The organism is Colwellia sp. BRX10-1, assembly GCF_014077545.1.
Lineage (GTDB): Bacteria > Pseudomonadota > Gammaproteobacteria > Enterobacterales > Alteromonadaceae > Colwellia_A.
In genome coordinates this window covers 23,244-44,689 of sequence record NZ_JACGWC010000023.1, presented here as the reverse complement: position 1 = coordinate 44,689, position 21,446 = coordinate 23,244, and the positions used below count along the sequence as shown (strand labels likewise).

General features: G+C 36.2%; 19 protein-coding genes and 1 pseudogene. 1 reads left to right on the top strand and 19 read right to left on the bottom strand.

Features of this window, described 5'->3' with window-relative positions; all coding sequences use genetic code 11:
* Positions 1 to 2: 2 nt before the first annotated feature.
* From H4J75_RS15790 to H4J75_RS15750, 9 genes are all read right to left on the bottom strand, one after another.
* Entirely contained in the window at positions 3 to 1,274 is a 1,272-nt protein-coding gene (locus H4J75_RS15790; RefSeq protein ID WP_182217276.1) for an NAD(P)/FAD-dependent oxidoreductase, read from the bottom strand.
* 5 nt (positions 1,275 to 1,279) lie between these two features.
* Complete coding sequence (locus H4J75_RS15785; RefSeq protein WP_182217278.1) at positions 1,280 to 1,996, bottom strand: SDR family NAD(P)-dependent oxidoreductase; 717 nt, start codon at positions 1,994 to 1,996, stop codon at positions 1,280 to 1,282.
* A complete protein-coding gene (locus tag H4J75_RS15780; protein WP_182222667.1) occupies positions 1,996 to 2,457 on the bottom strand; it encodes a nuclear transport factor 2 family protein in 462 nt (153 codons plus the stop codon). The genes H4J75_RS15785 and H4J75_RS15780 overlap by 1 nt, the downstream gene beginning before the upstream one ends.
* A gap of 67 nt (positions 2,458 to 2,524) precedes the next feature.
* Positions 2,525 to 3,904, bottom strand: a complete 1,380-nt coding sequence (phrB, locus tag H4J75_RS15775; RefSeq protein ID WP_182222666.1) for a deoxyribodipyrimidine photo-lyase — start codon at positions 3,902 to 3,904, stop codon at positions 2,525 to 2,527.
* Between the two features lie 190 nt (positions 3,905 to 4,094).
* Positions 4,095 to 5,054 (bottom strand): DUF523 and DUF1722 domain-containing protein, encoded by a 960-nt coding sequence (locus H4J75_RS15770; protein WP_182217283.1) that lies wholly within the window; start codon positions 5,052 to 5,054, stop codon positions 4,095 to 4,097.
* A 34-nt stretch (positions 5,055 to 5,088) separates the two neighbouring features.
* The gene (locus H4J75_RS15765) at positions 5,089 to 5,775 is read right to left on the bottom strand and encodes a ChrR family anti-sigma-E factor (protein ID WP_182222665.1); all 687 of its coding nucleotides are present in this window, start codon (positions 5,773 to 5,775) and stop codon (positions 5,089 to 5,091) included.
* Positions 5,768 to 6,337 carry a sigma-70 family RNA polymerase sigma factor gene (locus H4J75_RS15760; RefSeq protein WP_404842425.1) on the bottom strand — a complete coding sequence of 190 codons (570 nt, stop codon included), beginning with the start codon at positions 6,335 to 6,337 and terminating at the stop codon, positions 5,768 to 5,770. The genes H4J75_RS15765 and H4J75_RS15760 overlap by 8 nt, the downstream gene beginning before the upstream one ends.
* A gap of 143 nt (positions 6,338 to 6,480) precedes the next feature.
* Positions 6,481 to 7,050: an LON peptidase substrate-binding domain-containing protein gene (locus H4J75_RS15755; RefSeq protein ID WP_182217286.1), complete on the bottom strand. Its 570-nt coding sequence runs from the start codon at positions 7,048 to 7,050 to the stop codon at positions 6,481 to 6,483.
* Between the two features lie 855 nt (positions 7,051 to 7,905).
* The gene (locus H4J75_RS15750) at positions 7,906 to 8,136 is read right to left on the bottom strand and encodes a hypothetical protein (RefSeq protein WP_182222664.1); all 231 of its coding nucleotides are present in this window, start codon (positions 8,134 to 8,136) and stop codon (positions 7,906 to 7,908) included.
* A gap of 160 nt (positions 8,137 to 8,296) precedes the next feature.
* Here H4J75_RS15750 and H4J75_RS15745 point away from each other — a divergent pair, with 160 nt between their 5' ends.
* Entirely contained in the window at positions 8,297 to 9,193 is an 897-nt protein-coding gene (locus H4J75_RS15745) for a TIGR01777 family oxidoreductase (RefSeq protein WP_182222663.1), read from the top strand.
* Between the two features lies 1 nt (position 9,194).
* On the opposite strand, the gene H4J75_RS15740 is transcribed toward H4J75_RS15745, so the two are convergent.
* From H4J75_RS15740 to H4J75_RS15700, 10 genes and pseudogenes are all read right to left on the bottom strand, one after another.
* On the bottom strand, positions 9,195 to 9,752 hold the full coding sequence (locus H4J75_RS15740; protein ID WP_182217290.1) for a DUF3833 domain-containing protein: 558 nt from the start codon (positions 9,750 to 9,752) through the stop codon (positions 9,195 to 9,197).
* A complete protein-coding gene (locus H4J75_RS15735) occupies positions 9,745 to 10,305 on the bottom strand; it encodes a chalcone isomerase family protein (protein WP_182222662.1) in 561 nt (186 codons plus the stop codon). The genes H4J75_RS15740 and H4J75_RS15735 overlap by 8 nt, the downstream gene beginning before the upstream one ends.
* On the bottom strand, positions 10,298 to 10,792 hold the full coding sequence (locus H4J75_RS15730) for a DUF2878 domain-containing protein (RefSeq protein ID WP_070373616.1): 495 nt from the start codon (positions 10,790 to 10,792) through the stop codon (positions 10,298 to 10,300). The genes H4J75_RS15735 and H4J75_RS15730 overlap by 8 nt, the downstream gene beginning before the upstream one ends.
* Before the next feature lie 321 nt (positions 10,793 to 11,113).
* Complete coding sequence (locus H4J75_RS15725; protein ID WP_182222661.1) at positions 11,114 to 11,479, bottom strand: cupin domain-containing protein; 366 nt, start codon at positions 11,477 to 11,479, stop codon at positions 11,114 to 11,116.
* A gap of 308 nt (positions 11,480 to 11,787) precedes the next feature.
* Positions 11,788 to 11,910 (bottom strand): annotated as a pseudogene (locus tag H4J75_RS20525) (phenazine biosynthesis protein PhzF); the annotation flags it as partial.
* A gap of 64 nt (positions 11,911 to 11,974) precedes the next feature.
* A complete protein-coding gene (locus tag H4J75_RS15720) occupies positions 11,975 to 12,766 on the bottom strand; it encodes a PhzF family phenazine biosynthesis protein (protein ID WP_182222660.1) in 792 nt (263 codons plus the stop codon).
* Positions 12,767 to 12,949: 183 nt separating this feature from the next.
* Positions 12,950 to 14,326: a pitrilysin family protein gene (locus tag H4J75_RS15715; RefSeq protein WP_182217297.1), complete on the bottom strand. Its 1,377-nt coding sequence runs from the start codon at positions 14,324 to 14,326 to the stop codon at positions 12,950 to 12,952.
* Positions 14,327 to 15,661 (bottom strand): pitrilysin family protein, encoded by a 1,335-nt coding sequence (locus tag H4J75_RS15710; protein ID WP_182222659.1) that lies wholly within the window; start codon positions 15,659 to 15,661, stop codon positions 14,327 to 14,329.
* A gap of 289 nt (positions 15,662 to 15,950) precedes the next feature.
* A complete protein-coding gene (locus H4J75_RS15705; RefSeq protein WP_182217300.1) occupies positions 15,951 to 16,910 on the bottom strand; it encodes a DUF1186 domain-containing protein in 960 nt (319 codons plus the stop codon).
* Between the two features lie 151 nt (positions 16,911 to 17,061).
* Positions 17,062 to 21,117, bottom strand: coding sequence for a hypothetical protein (locus H4J75_RS15700; RefSeq protein ID WP_310733769.1), 4,056 nt, complete (start codon positions 21,115 to 21,117; stop codon positions 17,062 to 17,064).
* Positions 21,118 to 21,446 lie beyond the last annotated feature (329 nt).

Here is a 21,446-nt window from a genome sequence, read left to right as displayed (position 1 = left end):
TTTTAGCCTTTAACAGTAGGTGCTATATAACATTCAAATTTATTAGCCACTTCTACAGCACTTCTAACACCATCTTCATGAAAGCCATTATGCCAGTAAGCTCCGGCAAAGTGCGTATGATCGACACCACAAATGAGTGATCTGCTTTTTTGAGCGGTGATTGAATCAGCAGAAAAAATAGGATGGTGATAGGTAAATTCTCTTAATATTTTTTTCGGATCAATATCTTCTTTCTGGTTTAATGTCACACAAAAGGTATGCTGACTTTCTATGCCTTGCAAAATATTCATATTGTAAGTAACACTTGCTGCCTTAGAGCGATCTTGACTGAGCTGGTAATTCCAACTTGCCCACGCTTTCTCGCGATCAGGTAAAAGTGTTTTGTCGGTATGTAAAATCACAGAATTGGCACTGTAAGGCATAGCAGATAGGATACTATTTTCATTATCAGTTGCATCATTTAACAAGGCAAGGGCTTCGTCTGAATGACAGGCAATAACAACTTCATCAAAGGTCTCACTAGCGCGCTCGTTAAAGTGCAAGTGAACTTTGTCGTTGCTACGCGTAATCCCTGAAATATCAGCATTAAGTATTATATTATCTTTAAATGGCGCACATAATGGCGTTAAGTAACTTCTAGAGCCTTTTGGTATAACGTACCATTGAGGCCTGTCAGCGATATTAAGTAAACCATGGTTATGGAAAAATTGTACAAAAAACTTAAATTCAACATCTTCCATTTGCGCTAATGAACTTGACCAAATAGCAGCAGCCATGGGTAAAATATAATGCTCAGCAAAAAATGCACTGAAATTATTATCAGTTAAAAATTTACCTAATGTTAACCCTTCCTGATAATCATTGTGCTGATAAATACTTTTACAAAGTTTATTGAAGCGTAATATTTCTTTAACAAGAAACCAGAACTTTGGATTAAATATATTTCTTCTTTGCGCAAATAAAGTATCTAAGTTATGGCCATTGTATTCCAGACCTGTTTGACAGTTATGAACAGAAAAACTCATCTCAGTAGCTTGTTTACCAATACCAATCTCTGACAATAAAGCCAAGTAATTAGGGTAAGTTTTATTGTTAAAAACAATAAAACCTGTATCTATGGCAAAAGTTTCATCGGCGATTTCAACGTCTACTGTGGCGGTATGACCACCGATTTTGTCATTTTTTTCAAAGACAGTTACCTGGTGCTTTTTTGAGAGTAAATAAGCCGCGGTTAAACCAGAGATACCAGAGCCAATAATAGCAATGTGCTTCATGCTTTTTATTTCCTTAAAATAATTGATTGCCAAAGAGATGCAGGTAAAAAAGAGAATAACTTTAAGGTCAACGTAAGCCTTTTTGGAAAGTGCAAATAATTAGCTCGGCGGTTAACACCTTTAAAAATTCGTGTAGCGGCTTCTTCACTAGATAATAGAAACGGCATATCGAAGGTATTTTTTTCTGTTAAAGGCGTCTTGATAAACCCAGGATGTACCAATGTTACACCAATATTTTCAGCCACCAGATCAAGTCGTAAGCTATTCGCTAAATAATCCATACCTGCTTTTGAGGCACCATATGCTTCACTTCTTGGAAAAGGGACGATTGTTGCACTAGAACTAACAAATACCACCTGCCCACCTTTGTTAGTGAGCGGCAAGAAAAATTCTAAAAGAGCACCTAATGATGATAAATTTGTTGCAATAATATCACTAAATAGTTTGCCGTCGAAATGCTTAGCATCGTCGATGTAACGGCAGTCGCCTGCATTTAATATCATGATATCGATTTCTTTGATATCAACAGCAGCAGACTCTATCTGGGCAGGTTTGGTCATATCGAATACCAATGTTTTAAAAGCCTTACTGCACAGCTTATCTAATTTACTTTTATCACGTCCACAAGCAATAACATTGTCACCCTGCGCTAAATATTTTTCATATAAAGCGTGGCCAATACCTGAAGTGGCGCCTGTGATTAAAACAGTACGAATTGCCATTACTTTGCCGCCTTTTGCTTAATTAATTTTATTAGCTTACCTAAAACAGGTAATTGTTCATAAAGCATTGCGCCAAGATCTAAGTAATCTCGGTGGTAAATGACTTTATCTTCATAACCTTTAATATGGGAGTGGCCTATTACAGTGATAAGTTTACCTTTATTCAACTTGGGGTGTTGATATGACATCGTCCAATAAATAGCAGCTTGATCTTTTTCAGCAATAATATTAGTAATAACAAAATCACAAGTCGATAGATTTTGATATAAATTTTGAAAATATTCAAATAAGTTATCAAAGCCTTTAAGCTCATGAATGGGGTCAATAAAAATAACATCACGATGATAAATCTTTGAAAGAAGATCTAGGTTGTCGGTAGAAAGAGTTTGATAAACGTTAACAAAGTTATTTAACCAAAACGGCGAAGTGGTTGATGTATCCTGTGGGGCATTATTTTGCATTGCTGTTACCGTAATGGCATTAGCTAATCATAGAAATTTTGATTAGCTAAAATTATAAGTAAGCCAGTTATACCTTATAGAAAGCGAGAGCTTTTAACCTAGCTTCTTTATGGTCAACAACTGGTGGCCAATAAATATTTTTTTTGTTTTTTTCTATAAACAAATGCGGAAAGTGAATATTTTTATCTGGAACACTTCCCAACTCTGGTAAATACTTACGGATGAAAATGCCTTTTGGATCAAAACGTTCACTTTGTCTTATCGGGTTGAAAATTCTAAAGTATGGCTGTGCATCACAACCCGTACTTGCTGCCCATTGCCAGCCACCATTATTAGAGGCTAAATCACCATCGATTAGCTGACTCATAAAATACTTTTCACCAAGACGCCAGTCGATTAATAGATGCTTAGTCAAGAAACTTGCGACAACCATACGAAGTCGATTATGCATCCAACCCGTTTGATTGAGTTGTCTCATGGCGGCATCTACTAGCGGATATCCTGTTTTACCCTGACACCAAGCATCAAACAAACCTTTATCATAATGCCAATGAACGCCTTGGTACTTCTCATTAAAGCACTGGTGTTTAGAAAGCCTTTGTTCATGAAACATTAAATTTCTATAAAATTCACGCCATATGATTTCATTTAACCATGAAAATTCTTGACTATCTGAAGCGATTAATATGTCTGGGTAGGCGTTAATTAAAGTTCTTAATATATACCTGGGACTAATGACACCAGCAGCTAAATAAGGTGACAACCCCGAGGTGCCCTTAATGGAAGGGATATCTCTTTGATCGTGATAATCAGATATTTTTTCATTAAAGAAAGTAGGAAGTACATGTTTTTCAATGTCACCTACCAGTGGCCAACCAGAAGATATACTTGCATCAGAAAGAGTATCTGTTGATGAAACTTTAGCGGTACTAGTTTCTATTTTACCTAAATAATCAAAGCTATGTTGCTTAACATAAGTCAACCAGGCACGTTTAAAAGGAGTAAAAACCTTATACATCTGGTTAGATAAATTAAGAACTTTTCCCTTAGGCACAATAACATCAGCTTCAAATAAACTGAGCTTTATACCCAGTGCAACAATAGCTTTATCACGTTTTTGTTCATTAAATTCGACTTCACTGTTGGCAACAATCTCATTGATATTTTCTTTTTCACAACGCGCTTGTAAGTATGAAACCTGATCTTCAAAAGTAGCGGCGTCAACTAATTCTAACTCAATACCAACTGACAGAAGCTCTTCGCGAAGTGCTATGGCATGGCGTTTTATAAAATCAATCTTTATAGCAGACCAATCATGCTGGTGCCATTGTTGTTCAGAGATGAAAAAAACGGCTTTAAGGGGAGCATTATCTTGATTGTTTTTTAAAAAATACTGTAATGCGGGATTATCATGACTTCTAAGATCATTGCGAAACCAAAGTAACAAATTTTATTCCTTTATCATTGACTGAAAATAATTTTGCCCGTTTAACAAATTTTATAATCATTGCTAATGGTAAACAGCCAATGACTGATGCTTTATTTTATAAATAGTACAACATTTTATAAAATAAACATCTGGCCTTTGACTGGTACTCTATTCTGTAAAGCCGATGACTTAATTAATTTGAAAAGCATTAATATGAATATCTTAACCTTAGTGCATCAGGATAAGGTGCTAAATAAGATTGATTTGTTAAATAATCTTTAGGGTACTGTAATAGGTAATGCTTGATTAACGTTAAAGGAACAACTAATGGCACAAGTCCTTCACGATAAGCATCTATCTGATCACAAAGCTCTTGTCGTTCATTAGCTTTGAGATGCTGTGAAAAATATCCTTGAATATGAGCAAGAGTATTTGCGTGTTTTTTACGAGTCGCTTTTATTTTTAGTGCAGTCATTAGCCCTAAAATATATTCGTCAGCCATATCAGCAAGCGGCATATCCGCTCTCGCTAACAATCGACCTAAATCTTTGTAAGCAATTAAATCATGACTCATTACTGTGTACTTATATTTGCTGTGAAATGTTGTTAATTTGTGTTTAGTTAGCCCTGTAGCAATGAGGTTTTGCCAATGCTTGTAAGCAAATACACGAGCGACAAAGTTTTCACGAAGCACCATATCATTTAAGCGGCCATTTTCTTCACAAGGCAGTAGTGGGTTAGCTTCCATAATAACTTTAGCAAACGCACCTATGCCGTCAGATGGTAACGCGTGACCGCCTGGATTGTAAACTTTAACCCTTTCCATACCACAACTGGGACTTTTAGCACAAAAAATATACCCACTTAAATCTTTAGTCGCTTTAGCGACTTTTTCACCGTAAAGCTGAAGTGCTTGTGTAACATCACCACTGCCATCAGGACGAGATACATGAATGACATCGTCCTTTTTTATTAAACGAATTGTCGGCCTTGGAATCGGTAAACCTATTGCGACTTCAGGACAAAAAGATTTATACGTTACGTGATTACTAAATTCTTTTATACAAAAAGTCGAAGGTTTGTTACTGGCATCAAAGCGAACTTTCTCGCCAAGCAAACAAGCACTAATGCCAATAAGTAAATCTTCTTTGTCGACTGAGTGAATCATATTTTTCCCTAAAAATGTTAGAACATCTGCTTACCTAATAGATAAAGGAACCTATTGGATTCAGCAATTTATTAATGCCCTGTGTAAAATGCATTGCGTCATTAGCTACAGTATAACAAAGGCAGCCACTGCTTGAAATTGGATTATGAAGATGTTCACCATCAAGCATAATAAAATCACCCTTTACATATTCACCCTTTTCATCATGAAAAGAACCTTCTAATAATAACGTTAACTCAAAACCTTTGTGGGTATGTTGTGGAACAGAGCCGCTTGGCTCCATGTGCAACAAATTAGTATGAATTTCATTTTCATCAAGCTGTACACGTTTTCTTGCTAATTTACCTATATGTGCTGTTTTTCCCAACATCATATTATTCAATACGCTAGGTAATTGATAAGACTTATCTTTAAAACTGATTGTTTTAGTTTCAACTGGTTGCATAACATCAATCGCATCAGAATCTGTGATGCTATTAATCATGTCATCAAAATTTATCGCTAGAATACCTTCAACAACTAAATCGCCACCACTGTGAGTGATATTTGTAGCTGACTCATCAAAATTCAATTCTGCTACTTGGTCAGTCAACAGTGATATTTTCTGTTGGCAAGTTGGACACATACTAGCGTGAATGGAAATACCTGCAGACAAAGAAGCGGGTAAATCACCATTAACAAACGACTGTATTAACTCAAATTTCGGGTGATGTTTAATCATGATTTTCTCCTAACTGCACTTTGAGTTTCGCTAAAGCTAAACGCAAACGAGATTTTATAGTACCTAGAGGTAGGTTTAGATGGTTCGCTAGTTGTTCTTGAGACATTTCCATAAAATAGAAACCTTTAACAACTTGCTGTTGCGCTTCTGGTAATTTTTCAATTACTGATAAAAGCTCTTTATTTTCAAGATGATCATCAAATGATTCTTCTTCACTCACTTGGCTTTCTGCTAATGGCCAAATGTCATCACTGAGGTTGTCTTCTTTGTTGCCCTTGATCTTACGTAACATGTCAAAAGTGACATTTCGCATGACTGTATAAACCCAAGTCGTAGCGGCTCCTTTGTCTTTATCAAATAAATGTGCTTTGCGCCAAACATTACTCATGGTCTCTTGAACCACTTCGCTAGCTTGAGCTTCATTAGGGAATTTACCCCGGGCAATTCGTTGAATTTTAGGTGCAAAAAATTGAAACAAATCGGTGAATGCTTTTTTATCTCTTGTGCATGCTACGTCGTTAAGCCACTGACAAAGCTGAGGATGATTAATTTTTTCTGTCATGTTACTAGATTTAACACTTGTCACTGTGCTTAGCAAGTTAGTTTGCATCACTTCTATCACCGCTTTTATTATATTTAGATGCTTATACGGTTACAAATGAGTAAAGATCACTAATTAATTAATTAATATATTTATATTTATATTTATTTATCTATAACAGATTGAACCAATTCTTTTGCTGCTTGAAAATCATGATCAATAACAAATGTGGCTTTTATGTCTAAATCTATTGGTAACAACTCTAGCCATCTTGCAATAACCCAGCTTGGACGAGTGATTTCCTTTTGCTGATATAAATCATCTAAGTCCGGATTGTTCGTGAATACGTTTGCTAAAGACTCTGACAACTCAGAGAGTGAAGTATCGACTGAAGATTGTGACCAATGTTGAATTTGCTTTACATCACCAAAATACAATTTATCGCTATCCAAGGTTAACGTATTAATTTCTACTAATGATTTACATTTAACATCAATTTCTAATATTCCGTCATCTCCTTGATCAAAATTAATAATTTCGACCCAGCTTCCCCACAATGAATTTGAAATATCATTGTTGCTATTCTTCGACCATATAATGAAGCCACCATTTTTAGAAGCAATACCCACCATTTTTAAATAGCGCGGTTCAAATATTCTTAATTTGGTAACTCCCTCAGGTAGAAGGAATATAGGCAAAGGAAAAACAGGTAGATTGATTGTAGTTATTTTCATATATTTATTACTTCTATTATCTTATTAATATATACGTGCATGAACAAAAAATGATCACAATTATATAAAAAATCATCTAAGCCGCTGCTAAAACATCTATATAAGTAACCTATGAATCAAAGGTAAACTACATTTAGTCAGGCCACTATGCTTGAATCAAAGCCGATAGAAATTAATTGTTCATTCCTATCGTTATTGTTTGTTATACGTTAAAAAACAAGCAATCGATCACATAAAGATAAGTAACAGGCAAAAAAAAGCCCCATAGGCTGGGGCGTAAAAATATGCATATAAATAGGTTATGCATTAAAGGGTAAAACTATGTCTTAGTCAGAGTCACTATGTCATGTCGATAAAGATTAACTGTTATCGTCATGTTTTGTTATACGTTAATGGCCAGCACATAATCGATCACTTAAAAGTAAATAATAAGCAAAAAAAAGCCCCACAGGCTGGGGCATAAAAATATGCATATAAATAGGTTATGCATTAAAAGGTAAAACTATGTCTTAGTCAGAGTCACTATGTCGTGTCGATAAATATTAACTGTTATCGTCATATTTAGTTATACGTTATTGGCCAGATAATCGATCACTTAAAAGTAAATAATAAGCAAAAAAAAGCCCCATAAGCTGGGGCATAAAAATATGCATATAAATAGGTTATGCATTAAAAGGTAAAACTATGTCTTAGTCAGAGTTACTATGTCGTGTCGATAAAGATTAACTGTTATCGTCATGTTTTGTTGTACGTTAATGGCCAGATAATCGATCACTTAAAAGTAAAGAATAAGCAAAAAAAAGCCCCATAGGCTGGGGCGTAAAATCAACTAATTAGAAAATGTAATACGACCTATTAGTCAAGAATTACGGTATCGATACCAACAGATATTTTGGTGTTAGATAATATTGCATCTATTCCTGTAGCCTGAAGTCCTGCGACTAATGTAGTAAAACTGCTATTATTAATAGCAGCATCAACAATTGTTATTTTTTCTTTTTGTGTCTCTGTTGCTTTACCATCATTACAAGCTTGTAGAAAAAACATATTTATAATGGCTACTGTTAATACTTTAAAATATTTCACTTGGCTTCCATTATAAGCTTATTGAGTTAATTTCATTTCAAATCACGCATAAAAAAGACAAAGTTCACAATATTTTGATAAAATATTAAAACAATTTTGAATGATCTTATAAGATTAATACTACGTATTAATTTAGTTATTCTAATCATTGGATGTACCTATGAATTATCTTATTACCGGTGGAACTGGCCTCATTGGCCAAGCATTGATTAAATCTATAAATACGGACAAAAACACGATTACGGTGTTAACTCGAAATATTAAATCTGCGAGTTCAGTCATAAACAAAAAAGTCCGGTTTATTGATAAACTTTTACTTACCAACATAGAAAGCACTGATATTGTTATTAATTTAGCCGGCGAGCCTATTGCTGACAAGCGTTGGTCACAAGAGCAAAAAAATAGAATTTGTCAAAGCAGATGGGATATTACTGAAGAAATAGCACAGTTAATTTCTATCGCAGAAAAACCACCAAGTTTGCTTATTTCTGGCAGTGCAATTGGTATATATGGTCGACAAAACAGTCAAGCCATTGATGAAACCTTTAAAGATTTTCATCAAGAATTTACTCATGAAGTCTGTGCAAAGTGGGAAGAAAAAGCGTTACTTGCTTGTTCAGCAAATACTAGGGTTGCTCTATTACGTACCGGGATAGTATTAGATAAGAGTTCTGGTGCCTTAGCTAAAATGTTATTACCGTTCAAATTAGGTCTTGGCGGGAAGATAAGTAAGGGCGATCAAGTTATGTCTTGGGTGCACATTGACGATATGGTCTCTGCAATATTACATATAGTTGATAATGACAACTTGTCAGGACCAGTAAACATGACATCTCCTAATGCGGTAACCAATGAAGTATTTTCAAAGGCTTTATCAAAATCACTTCATCGTCCTAGCCTTTTCACTACGCCAGCCCCCCTACTTAAACTTATTTTTGGTGAAATGGCAGAGTTGTTGCTGTATGGACAGAATGTAGTACCACAAAAACTATTAAATAGCGGTTTCGTTTTTAAACATAATAAAATTGAAGCCGCTTTAACTGACCTACTACAATAACTTAATTAGACTGACAGCTTTGGTTTGTTGTTTCCTTATCAAAAAACAATGTTATTTCAGCAACCTGAACACCAAATTTAGACATAGCTGTTTTGTTAAAGACCTTATTTTCATCTAACTGATACATCCAATCATCCATAGCAACTTCCATTATGTCACCATCAAGGTTTAACGATAATGTATATTGAAACTGAAAAGCAAAACCTTGATGCTTGCCAATAGCCTCACCGACAACATCTTCTGCACCGCCAACATAACTTCCATCAGATAGTTTAGTCAATTGCCAATTACGATAGCTTATTTCACCGTCATCAAAGTAAAATTTTTCTGCAAGTACACCCTGATCTTCTTGCCAACTTCCTTCAATTTCGACACAAAAACGTCTTTTAACTTCGTTGGTATAATCTTGAACGATTCCCCAAGCAATAACCTTACCATCAAAGTAAGATTTTATATCAAATGGCTTAGCTACTGGTTTGTATTCCTCTAACTCTACCGAACAGCTAGAAATAAATAAGCTTGTGGTAATAAAAGCTAGAGTTCTTATATATTTATTCATCTTTGTTAATTCCTAATAATTCAAGCCTAAGCTTAGGTTCACTGGTATTTTTTGATAACCATATATCGAGAAAAAGTTGACTAAATTCTTGCTGTTCAATTTCACCAATAAGCTCGTTATTAAAATAAAAAGTACTCTTATTATTACTGACATATAAAGACAAACTATCGCCCTCTTTAATATCAGGCCATATTTTTTCAAGCATAGGTACATAGCTTTCAAAGTTTTTTCTTGGTACACCTAAATGCTGCCATTGCTCGACTGTTCGTTCAATTAAGTCTTTACTTGAAATGTCGGTCAAATAGTTAATCTGGTATAACAATTTTTCATCTGTTAACTCAATAGGATATTTTCCAGAAGTTGTCAGTAATTTACTTTTGTACAGGTCCCAAAAAAGCACAGAAAAAGTTGTTTGACCAACAGGTATATAAACCTGCTCTGTAAGAATATTATTTAATGTGTCTGGCTTGATATCATCAGTTGCTAACACTTGAACGGTAATAAATTGTTGTAACATGGTGATAACGATCAATCGAGCATAAAATTTAAGCATGATTTACCTCTTGGGTAATAATTTTTGATTTCAAATAAAAAAACAAAATAAACAATGTCCCCCATACCAACGCTAAAAGGGTATAAGTTGTAAGCATAGAATAACCAAAATCAACCGCTGATAATTTATAACCAGCAATATAACTTAATGGTGATATTAATCCTCCTATCACTAATTGAAGGACCTTAGAAGAAGCTAAAAATTGTAAGCTATGACAAATGGTGGCGGCAAAACTAGCCCACAACATCATCAGCCAAAAAGGAATATGAGCTTTTTCAATAAAAATGAAAATATTGAGCTGCTGTAATAATGAATCAACACCAATACCAATGACGCTGACCAACAAGATTAACAACAATTCTTTATAATTCTTAGATTGAAAAAACAAGTGGGCAAGTAGAAGCATAAAGGCGAATGGAATAAAATTATTACCCCAATAAACCAAGCCAAACCATGAAACATTAAAACCAATTAAATTAATCAACATATATTTATCAAATCAACTTTTTTTCTATATACGTATCAATAAGAGAATAAGATCTATCCACTTAGGTTTAGCACAACTTATATGGAATATTTGTTCTTGTATAAGCTAGCGGCACCACCATTGCTAAAATTAAACGGAAATACATTTTTGCTTTGATAGTATAAGTTTTATATCGCATAAGTAACATTGTGAAACCTATGATGATTACACTAGAGGTTATTAGCGTTGCAATGTTCTGTGCTAACAGTTTAGAGAGCGGCACCTACAAAAGCCAATAGGGTAAAAATGCCCGTTAGCAAAGTAAAAGTATCGCTATATACTTTATACCCAAAGATCATTCTGAGCGGTAAGCTCTCCTGGTGAATCTCCGGTATTAACGACACCACAAGGTTCTATAAGCATTATTTTACATTCATCTTTTGCATGAGGTTTATGTTCAACGCCTTTTGGCACAACATACATTTCACCCGCAAGAAGGTCCACTTTGCCATCCCTAAACTCAATACTCATAGCACCTTCTATAACAAGGAAAACTTCGTCGGTGTCTGGATGCGAGTGCCAAGTAAATTCATTTTGAATTTTAGCCAATTTAAATTGATAGTCATTCATTTGGGCAACCACTCTTGGTGACCATTGATCAGAAAAACGAGTGAACTTATTCAATAAATTTATCGGTGTTTTTAACATGAGATTCCTTAAAGGGAGAGTGATTTTTAATTTCCACTGAGCGATAGCGTAAAGCGCCCTTAATTTTCTAAAACGCTACACTGTAACTGTACCCGTTAAGTATTGCACCGCTTTACCTGAGATATAAACTTTATCTCCTTCTATGCGGCACATCAGTTTTCCTCCTCGCTTAGAAGCTTGGTAAGCGATGAGGTCGGGTTTGTTTAACTTTTTAGACCCTTGTATGAGAGTGTTAGTCTAAGTTTAGGTTTCCCACTGAACAATAGCGTAAAGCGCCCTTGCTCTTTTAAAACGCTAGATTCTAAAAACTACACTGTAATTGTACCCGTTAAATATTGTACCGCTTTACCAGAGATATAAACTTTATCTCCTTCTATTCGGCACATCAGTTTTCCTCCTCGCTTAGAAGCTTGGTAAGCTATGAGGTCGGTTTTGTTTAACTTTTTAGACCCTGATATGGGAGTGTTAATCTAAGTTTTCCACTGAACAATAACGCTACACTGTAACTGTACCCGTTAAGTATTGCACCGCTTTACCTGAGATATAAACTTTATCTCCTTCTATGCGGCACATCAGTTTTCCTCCTCGCTTAGAAGCTTGGTAAGCTATGAGGTCGGTTTTGTTTAACTTTTTAGACCAATAAGGCATTAATCCAGTATGAATAGAACCCGTTACTGGGTCTTCATCACCACCATTTGCAGGCCAAAAGTAACGAGAGACAAAATCAAACTCTGTTGATGTCGATGTCACCACTACATCATAAGGAGCAAGCTGCTTTAATTCGTCACTATTGGCTATAACAGCGAGCACATCACTTTCATTTTTGTAAATAACAAAATACGCTTGGTCATTTAATAAAACGTCGATGGGATTAATCGACAAACCATTTAATAGCGCCTCAGGAATTTCATTTACGACAGCAGGCTCTTTATTGGGAAAACACATCTGTATAAGGCCATCGGGGGTTTTTGTAACTGACAGATCGCCCACGGCCTTTGCGAAAAAGTTAATTTCTTTAATTGTGTTATCTTTAGCAAAAATAACGAATGAAGCAGCTAGCGTGGCATGCCCACAGAAATCAATTTCGGTTATCGGTGAAAACCACCGTATTTCATACGTTTGATTATTAATTTGTTTAACAAAGGCAGTTTCTGAAAGGTTATTTTCGATAGCAATAGACTGCATAAGCTCTGTAGTCAGCCAGTCTGAGGTTATAATGACAGCCGCGGGGTTGCCTTTAAACGTCTCATCAGTGAATGCATCTATAACATTTATCTGTAGTTCCATTAAAAATAATACTCCAGTGTGATCAATTTTTCAGTGTTTTTTTATCAATAATTGAGGCTTATTGAATAAAGCGATGGTTGCTGTTCTCGTTGGGTTCTCTCTGTTTACAACGTGCGCAGTATAGTACTGCGCACTTAATTTTATATGCTAAAAATTTTAGCGTTATGCGTTTTTATTACACATCTAAAAACTAACCGTATTGATATCAACTTCTTTTACCTTACCGTATTTTTTTGCTTTTTCAACAATGATGTCAGCCTTACCTATAATGACTAGCTGTAAGTTTTCTCTTGGAAAAACAGTTTTAACAATCTCATTTGCTTTGATGACATTTAGCGCATCAACATTTTTTTGAAAATCGTTAATAAAAGTATTATCAAGCTGTTGAACCCACATAGTAGCTAGTAAACCAGCCAGTTGACGGCTTGTTTCATATTTTGGAGGGAATTGCCCTTTAACATAAGCTTTAGCAGATTCTAAGGTATCTTTATCAATACCCTGCTCCCATAACCTGTCATAGGTTTTTAGCGCTAAATCGATGGCTTCAAAGGTTGTTTCATTTTTAGTGAAAGTAGATATAACAAACGTACCCGCGGTTGAGTAGCTATTGAATTGACTTCTCGCGCCATATGTTAAACCCGAATTAACACGTAATGCGTCATTTAACCACGAGGTAAATCTACCACCCAATATAGTATTGATCACTTTTATGGCAACCATATCAGGATGATTAGACGCTATCCCTTTACCACCTATGATAAAAGTACTTTCGTTAGCATCACTTTTATTAACAACCAATACGTTTGATTCTTCAGGAGCTTTAAAGCTCTTTAAATTAGGGGCACTTATATTTTTAGTTTGCCAGTCTGAAAATAAATCATTAATCTTTTTTTCCATACTTTTGCTATTAAAGTCGCCAACAACTATAAGTGCGCTATTATTTGCTGAGTAGAATGCCTGGTAAAAAGTTTTTATTTGTTTAAGAGAAAGCTTTTCGATAGTTGAAATATTGCCATCAACAGGGTTTCCTAATAAATGTTGTTGAAAATATAGCTGGTTAAATGCACCGCCGATAATTCGCCCGGGTTGCTCCCTACTTTGTTTTAGGTTTTCAAGGTAACGTTTTTTCTCTTTAATAAATTCTTCATTTTCAAAGCTTGGCGCTAATAAAATATCTCTAAATACTGGCAACAATCCATCAATATCTTTACTGGCAATAGATAAGCTTAACGTAGATGACTCCATACCAACGTTGTTGCTAAAGTTAGCCCCATGAAAATCAAATAAATCTTCAATTTCTTTTTTTGATAATTTATTACTACCAAAACCAAGCGCAGTACCCGTAAAGTTCGCTAAGCCATAATTGTCACCGTCATTAACTGCGCCAGCTTTAGTCACCACTCTAATATCGACTAAAGGGACTTCATGTTGTTCCATCAAATAAACGGTTAAGCCATTTTTCAATGTCAGCTTTTGATAATCGGGTAAAGTAAATTCAGCGAATACTGGATGACTTAATGTCAGGATAAAGCTGCAAATAAATAAAATGGAATGTTTCATCTATAAATCTCCTTCGCTGCTGTCTTCTTCAGCAGCTAAAATGCCAACCGTGCGGTTCGACTTTATTAAATAGGTACTTGCGACACGCTTAATGTCTTCGACTGACACTTTGTTCATGTCTGAAATTGCCGTAAACATTTTCGAATAATCATCGAAAAATAACGCATATGTCCCTAACGTATTTGCTTTGCCATTGATTGTGGAAAGCGTGCGATAAAAATCTACCTGAGCAATATTTTTGGTTTTGGTGAGCTCATGCTCAGTAACGCTATTAACAATAATATTATTAATTTCTGCCACCATCGCTTGCTCAAGCACACTCGCTTTTACCGTACTGGTAGCGGTAGCGAAAACATAGAATAGATTTGGATCAAATGAATCCGGCATATAAGTAGAAACGCTTGTTGCTATTTGTTTATCATCAACCAGACTTCTAGACAAACGAGAACTTTGGCCATCACCCAAAATAGAGGCAAGCATTTTCAATGGATAATAATCTGCATGGCGAGTTTCTGGTACGTGAAAAGCAAATAATACATTGGCAGAGGTTGAAGATTCCTTTTGCACGTATGTTCGACGCTCACCGAGTTGCTTAGGCTCAACGGTATGTACTTTTCTTGGGCTTGATTGTGCGCTGATCGGTGCAAAATGTTTATTTGCGAGTTTTTTTACTTGCGCTAAGGTGACATCACCACTAATAACCACAACAGCATTGTTCGGTGCATAATACGTTTTATGGTAGGCCTTGAGATCTTCAATCGACCAATTATCTATGTCTGACTGATGACCGATAACCCCCCAACTGTATGGATGTGCTCGAAAAGCGACGCCTTTTACTTCTTCATGCAGTTTACTGAAGTTTGAATTTTCTAACCGAGTTGACCGTTCAGAGGTCACTACGCCACGTTCACTTTCTACCATAGCTTCATCAATAGCGAGGTTTTCAATACGATCGGCTTCTAAACTGAAAATTGTTTCTATTGCACTAACCGGGAACCAATTAGTATAAGCGGTAATGTTTTCCGAAGTGTAAGCGTTATTAGCTCCGCCGGCAGCTTCCATTACACGGTCAAACTGTTTAGGGCCGTATTTTTTTGCACCATTAAACATCATGTGTTCAAAAAAATGTGAAAGCCCCGTTATGCCAGGATATTCATTTCTAGAGCCTACTTTCCAGAATAAATACATGTTGGCATTAGGGATAGAATGGTCTTCTAATACGATGATGGTCATACCGTTGTCTAAGGTAAAAGACTTAACATCTTCAAGCGTAGTTAAGGCACTTGCAGACAAGCTTACCAAAGCACAACAAAGTGCTAGGATTAATTTTTTCATGTTATTTTCACTATAAACTTTAATTGTCATTGATTGTATTGAGAAAAAATAAATGTGCAAGCAACAAAGACGCGTCAAACGAAATTTGTTAATAAAATGTTGATTTTTACATTGGTGATGACAGATTTATGTCATTTACTGATAAAATTAAGCATCAAAAAGATAACTGATATAGCGATTAATTTTAATGAAATATTCCCTTAAGAAAGTAAAAAACCGCTAATCTTTCAATGAGCGGTTTTTCTAGTTTGACGAGATAATGTAGGTACGGATTTAATTGCTCTGTATTTTACTGTAAGCAACACTTTTTATATTTTTTGCCACTACCACAAGGACATGGATCGTTGCGTCCAGCCATAGCTAATGAACTCACCGGTACGCTGTTCTCTAAAATTGTTTTTTCGTCATAAAGGATATTAGCTAATAAACCACCTTCAGCCATTAACGACTCAAATATATCATGGTCTTCACTTGGAAGTGTGTCGATTAGTTCATCTTCAGAGTCATCATCAATCCATGCCTTTAACGTATCAACGACACTAAACTCTGCCTGAATAATACCAGACTCTATCAGCTTAGGTGCATCTCCCCTGTGCCAGGCCTTTACCTCAGATTTTTTAAAGCGGTCTTCGTCAAATAAGTCTTTATCACATAATTCTACAAACTGATGTTTGAAATTATCAAGTTGATATTCAATACAAGAATCGGCTAATGCACTCATTAAAAAACTACTGATTGGATTAGGTAAAGCCAAAAAGGCTGCTAGCCAGCGAGTTACATGTTCACTTAATTCGGTCTTATCAATGACACCCACTTCGTATTGAGCAAACACCGCTTCAATAGCAGAAGCTTTGCAGTACATCGCTTGATGACCATCAACAATGTAATCAGACAATACTTGTGTATTACCATCTGCCACATTATAAAATAAGGTTGGCGTTAATTCAGTAAGAGCATCTCCAAAAACCCCTTCAAGGGGAGTTAAAAAGGAATCACTGCGCGAGAATAACTGCAGACATTTTGACAACGCGGGAACATATTTTAATTCTGCTAGTAATAAGGTGCCGAAAAATAAAATCGCCTGTTGCTCATCGGTAAGCGAAGTATCATCGGTAATAAATTGATCGATGAGTCGCTCTAAATCAGGATAAAACACTGACCAATTCATTTTAACTGCTTCTAGCGCTTCAACAGGTAGTTCGTTGCCATGTGCAGTAGCGATTACCAATAAAGCTTGTTCTAAATTCATGTAAGTTCCGCGTTAAATAATCAATAATGGGTGGCAAATGCCAAATGTTACATAATAAACACTTCCTATTGCCGTTACCAATGAAAGCACTAGATCTAATCAAATTTTCATTTAATATTTCAAATAGATCTAGTTTTGTTGCAACGAGCTATTATTTTTCGTCTAGTTGCTTACTGAGTTCACTTCGCCAATAGCCCTGTTGACCAAGCGCTTTCCAAGCCCATTTTATCCAACTTAAAAAAGCAAAACTCAGCCAAATAACCCAAACCAACATAATACCTTTATAAAAAATGGTTGAGATACTCACCACAGATACTTGGGGTAACAAACCACTCGATTTATCTGAAAACCATTGCAGGTGGTTACCGTATGAATAATTACCTTCAATACCCATACTAGGCGAACTCAACAGGCTGGCCGGAACTACAAGTAAAAGCGACACGATGGCGACAATTGATAACAGATATAATAAAACCTGCGATGCATTATATGAAAGTCGATTAATATTTTTTGGTCGATAAGTACTAGCAGTGATAGCAGCAAACCACAGCGCCATTAGCATCAACACTCCCCAATTACTTAAACTTAAGCCAAAGCCTAAGATTATCCAGCTCACTGTATTTAAGGGTGAAAAATTCACTCTTGAGACGAGTAAAGCTAATAAAATAAAAGCTAACAACTCCCCCCAATAAAGTACGGCTGGCCCCAGTAGAGGACCTTTAGCAGAAAGTATCCAGCGCTGACTACTCAAATTAATAATACTGGTAATATTACTTATTGGCGCATTTAAGTTTATTTTTGGCGCAGAGAACAACAATTCTTCTTCAACACTGGCACGCATCAGTATCTGGACATTATGTTTACCAGGCAGTACTGGAATTGCCAGTTTATCGTCTTCTAATTGAAGGTTAATCAGTTTGTTATCCGTTCTAATTTCTTTTAACTGATAACTTAACGGCAATTCAATAATATGCTCGCCACCACGTGTACTTCGATAATCAAAAGATAAACTTAACGTTGAAGTACGGGTGCCTTGCTCAATGGTGTAATTTACTGAATCTATGGCTAACACGTCACCTTTTACTGGAACAGGTCGGGTAATGGTGAGATCTAGGCTTTCTCCGGGATATGGATAGAAAGAGTAACGATAATAATCATTATTGTCTTGGTCTTCTAGAATTATTGGTAATCCAGAAAGATTTGCATGCCACGCAGGACTAACAATCACTCGCCATAGCTCAATTAACGGCTGTTCAGGCTTAGCGTGCAAACGAAGGTCTTGCTGTTGAGCAACGATAGAAGTCCAGGTAAAAAAGTTAACTCCAGCGGGTAAAGTAACTGCCACTTGATTATCTTCAACAATAACCTCTGCGCTGGTAATATTTTCACCTGCTATTAAAGGAACCTTAATATTTATTGAACCGGTATTCGGCGCTATACGTTCAACCTTAGTGCGTATCGTCCATAATTGGTCAACAGTCAGTTCTCTAGTCACTTTAACAAAGGGCTGTGTACTATAACGAGTTGAAATTTGCTGATTTTCATTTACCTTTTTATCGGTATTGGTTGCTAAAAAGGCCAAGGTATTGCCAGTTAACCGGTCAGCTTGACGACCAACAATTTGCCAAGCGGCTGAAGAGGATGTATTAACATGCTTAGGCTTATCTTTAAATTCAAGTTGGAATTCATCAACGGGAGCAACCTGCCCCCGCAAGGTGATGGTAGATAATCCTTGGGCAATAGGAATATATACCCAACCTTTATAGTTAACTAAGCTTTCAATTTTATTTTCAACTGAAGTCTCACCTAGTAATAATTTTTCTGGTCGCCAAAATTCAGACTTGGGTAAAGCTAACGCAGTAGCAGTATTAGCATGAACAGATAACACCAAGGTTAATTCTTTCTCATCAATGCTAACGTGTAATCTATTGATAGCAACACAATCAGGCACGCACGATGGCGCTTCTGTCAGCCTTACCTTAAGCTCATCTAAGAGTTTTTGACTGGGGAAGTCGGCGGCTTCAACATTAGGTATATAACTCGGCATTAAGAACAATAAAGCCAACAAACTCGCGACTGCCTGAGGTTTAATTTTAGTGTATGCCTCGCTAATGACTTCTTTTAATATTAAAAACAGCCAAATCAAAGTCAACAATATACCCAGTATCTTAATAAACCTATAGATGGTTTTTGATAAAACAATCACCTCGAACGTTTGATCTTTAGCAACAGGACTATTCCAATTAATTTGATAGCTATTCCACTGCCAACTTGGAATACCAGAGCCAGCTTGCATTAACGCATCAGATTGATAACGCTCCATCATTAATTCAGCCATTTTCACTTGACTACCTGACACTATGATTCTTTCAACAGGTGCACTCATTAGATCTGCTGAGGAGATAACATCACTGCGCTTTCTGCTCATCTGTGTTTCTTTGTTTTGTACAACTGCACGTTCTCTATAACTGTCTGCACTTGATTCGCGTGACTCCAGCTGAGGGTGTATCACGGTTCGTAATTGGGTTGCAGAAAATAATAATATCGCGCCAATAGCAACCGTTATACTAATCCCCCAATAAGCCTTAACTAAGACTTTCATGCGTTCAAAGGGTTGATGCTTTTTAATAACGATCGCTAAAAGTAAATTAAGAATGGCGATCACAGGCGCGTTTATTTCTTGATATATAAAAAGCAGCATCACCGCAGTGGCAATACCTGCGGTGACATTAATCAATCGACTCGCCATTAAAGAAGATAATAAAACAATAAAACTTGCCCAAATTGACCAACTTGACCACCAACTGTTTGACACGGTATCGGCTCCAAACACGGCAAACAATTTATTGCCTGGAGGCAAATTTAGCTTCAATGATACCCGCTCAAAATCGTTATTCCAACCGCTAACAGGTAGTTGTTTGGCTGAGTTGATAATACCTCTTGCTTCAATTTTTACCTGTGGATAACGATTTTCGATGCCCCTTTCATTGGGTTCTTTGGTAGTAATTAATACTGAGCCATCTTGGTCTTCTGCAGACTCTAATAAATAAGGAGATTTCATACTTAAACGCCAATCATTGATCATTGCGCCATTAATATCATCATTAAAGGTGTAAGTTGAATGATCAAATGAAAGCCATAAGGTGCGTTTCAAGTTAAGTTGATTTTCTAAATGTAAGGGCTTTCCTCTATGTTGAATATCATAACGCAGTGAATCGTCGTTATTAACTAAATAACTCGGTAGCTCATACCAAGCATTGGGCATATTTGCTTGACTACTATCAACCATTTTTGCACCTTCAACTTTACCCAGTCGCAAGTTTTCATGCCCTTCAAAAACCCAAATTTCTTCTTTTGGCCAATGATGAGATTGTTCAGGTTTTTGCCACGTTAATAAAGTAGCGGGTGCATAAGCTAGCACCTTTATTTCCCAACTGCCGGGTTTCAATTTAGCGTGCAAGATACCGTCACCATCTAAAAATGAGGAAACAGGTGATTCAATGCCAATCAGTTCAAACCCTTCAGGCAGTACCTTGCCGAGTTTTACTTCTCTCATTTGACCTGACACATTGATACTAATGAAGGTTTCAAGCTTTATATAAGCGCCGTCTGCAATTCGTCTTGCAACCGTTATATCAAGAGAGTCTTGTTGCTCTTGGCTCGTTTCAAACTTTTGTAACCATAGCTCATTATTTTCTATTTTAGGAAAGGCGATGACTTGGTTATTAATTGTCATTTTAACGAAGGCGTATTGTTCAGGGATAGCGATACTTTGCGGTATTTTTGACCATTCAAATTGGCCTGCTATAACATAAGTGCCTTTGACTAATTCAATAGATGGCTTACCTTTATAACTAAATACAGCAAAGTCTTTGTTATTAACCTTCACACCAAGTGGCCAGTTATTATCATTTCCGGGTAAAGGGATGATACTTTTCGTTAATACCTGCCATGATTGTTTAAACGTTGCTGAACTGTCTGTTACATTTACTGCCAGCGTACTTGGCCAAGCACAAATATGATTCTGCTTGTCAGCAAAGTTAGTGTTATTGATGAAAGGACAAGATAGGTTTTCGTGGCCTTTCAATACCCAAGACACCCATGGTGTTAAAGGTTCAGGGATAGTGTCTTTGGCAAAAAGTGAGCACGACATTAATAATAGTAGTAGGCAAGAAAAAACACTGTAGGTCAATTTTGTATTTTTCACTTATATCTCCTTGTGACGTTTTTGTTTTATTTTGCCCTTAAGCTTATGGATAAGGCAACTCTCTTTTTATTTTTAAGGTAATGCACTTCATGATATAACGTCACAATGTGGCCATCAAAGACCAGCGGTGCACATAGCGCCTTAAAACGCATTTTTTTCATATTGAAGGCAACAAGTGTCAGCCTATTGTTCAAGATGGCTTTTACATTCATGGTGTTTACCGGCCAGGGATATTCGGTGATTTATCTAATCACCAAATGCCATGAATTCCTCCTGATTTTCCAACTATCCTTATGATTGATATATTATTATCTTAGATGTTCAAGTCA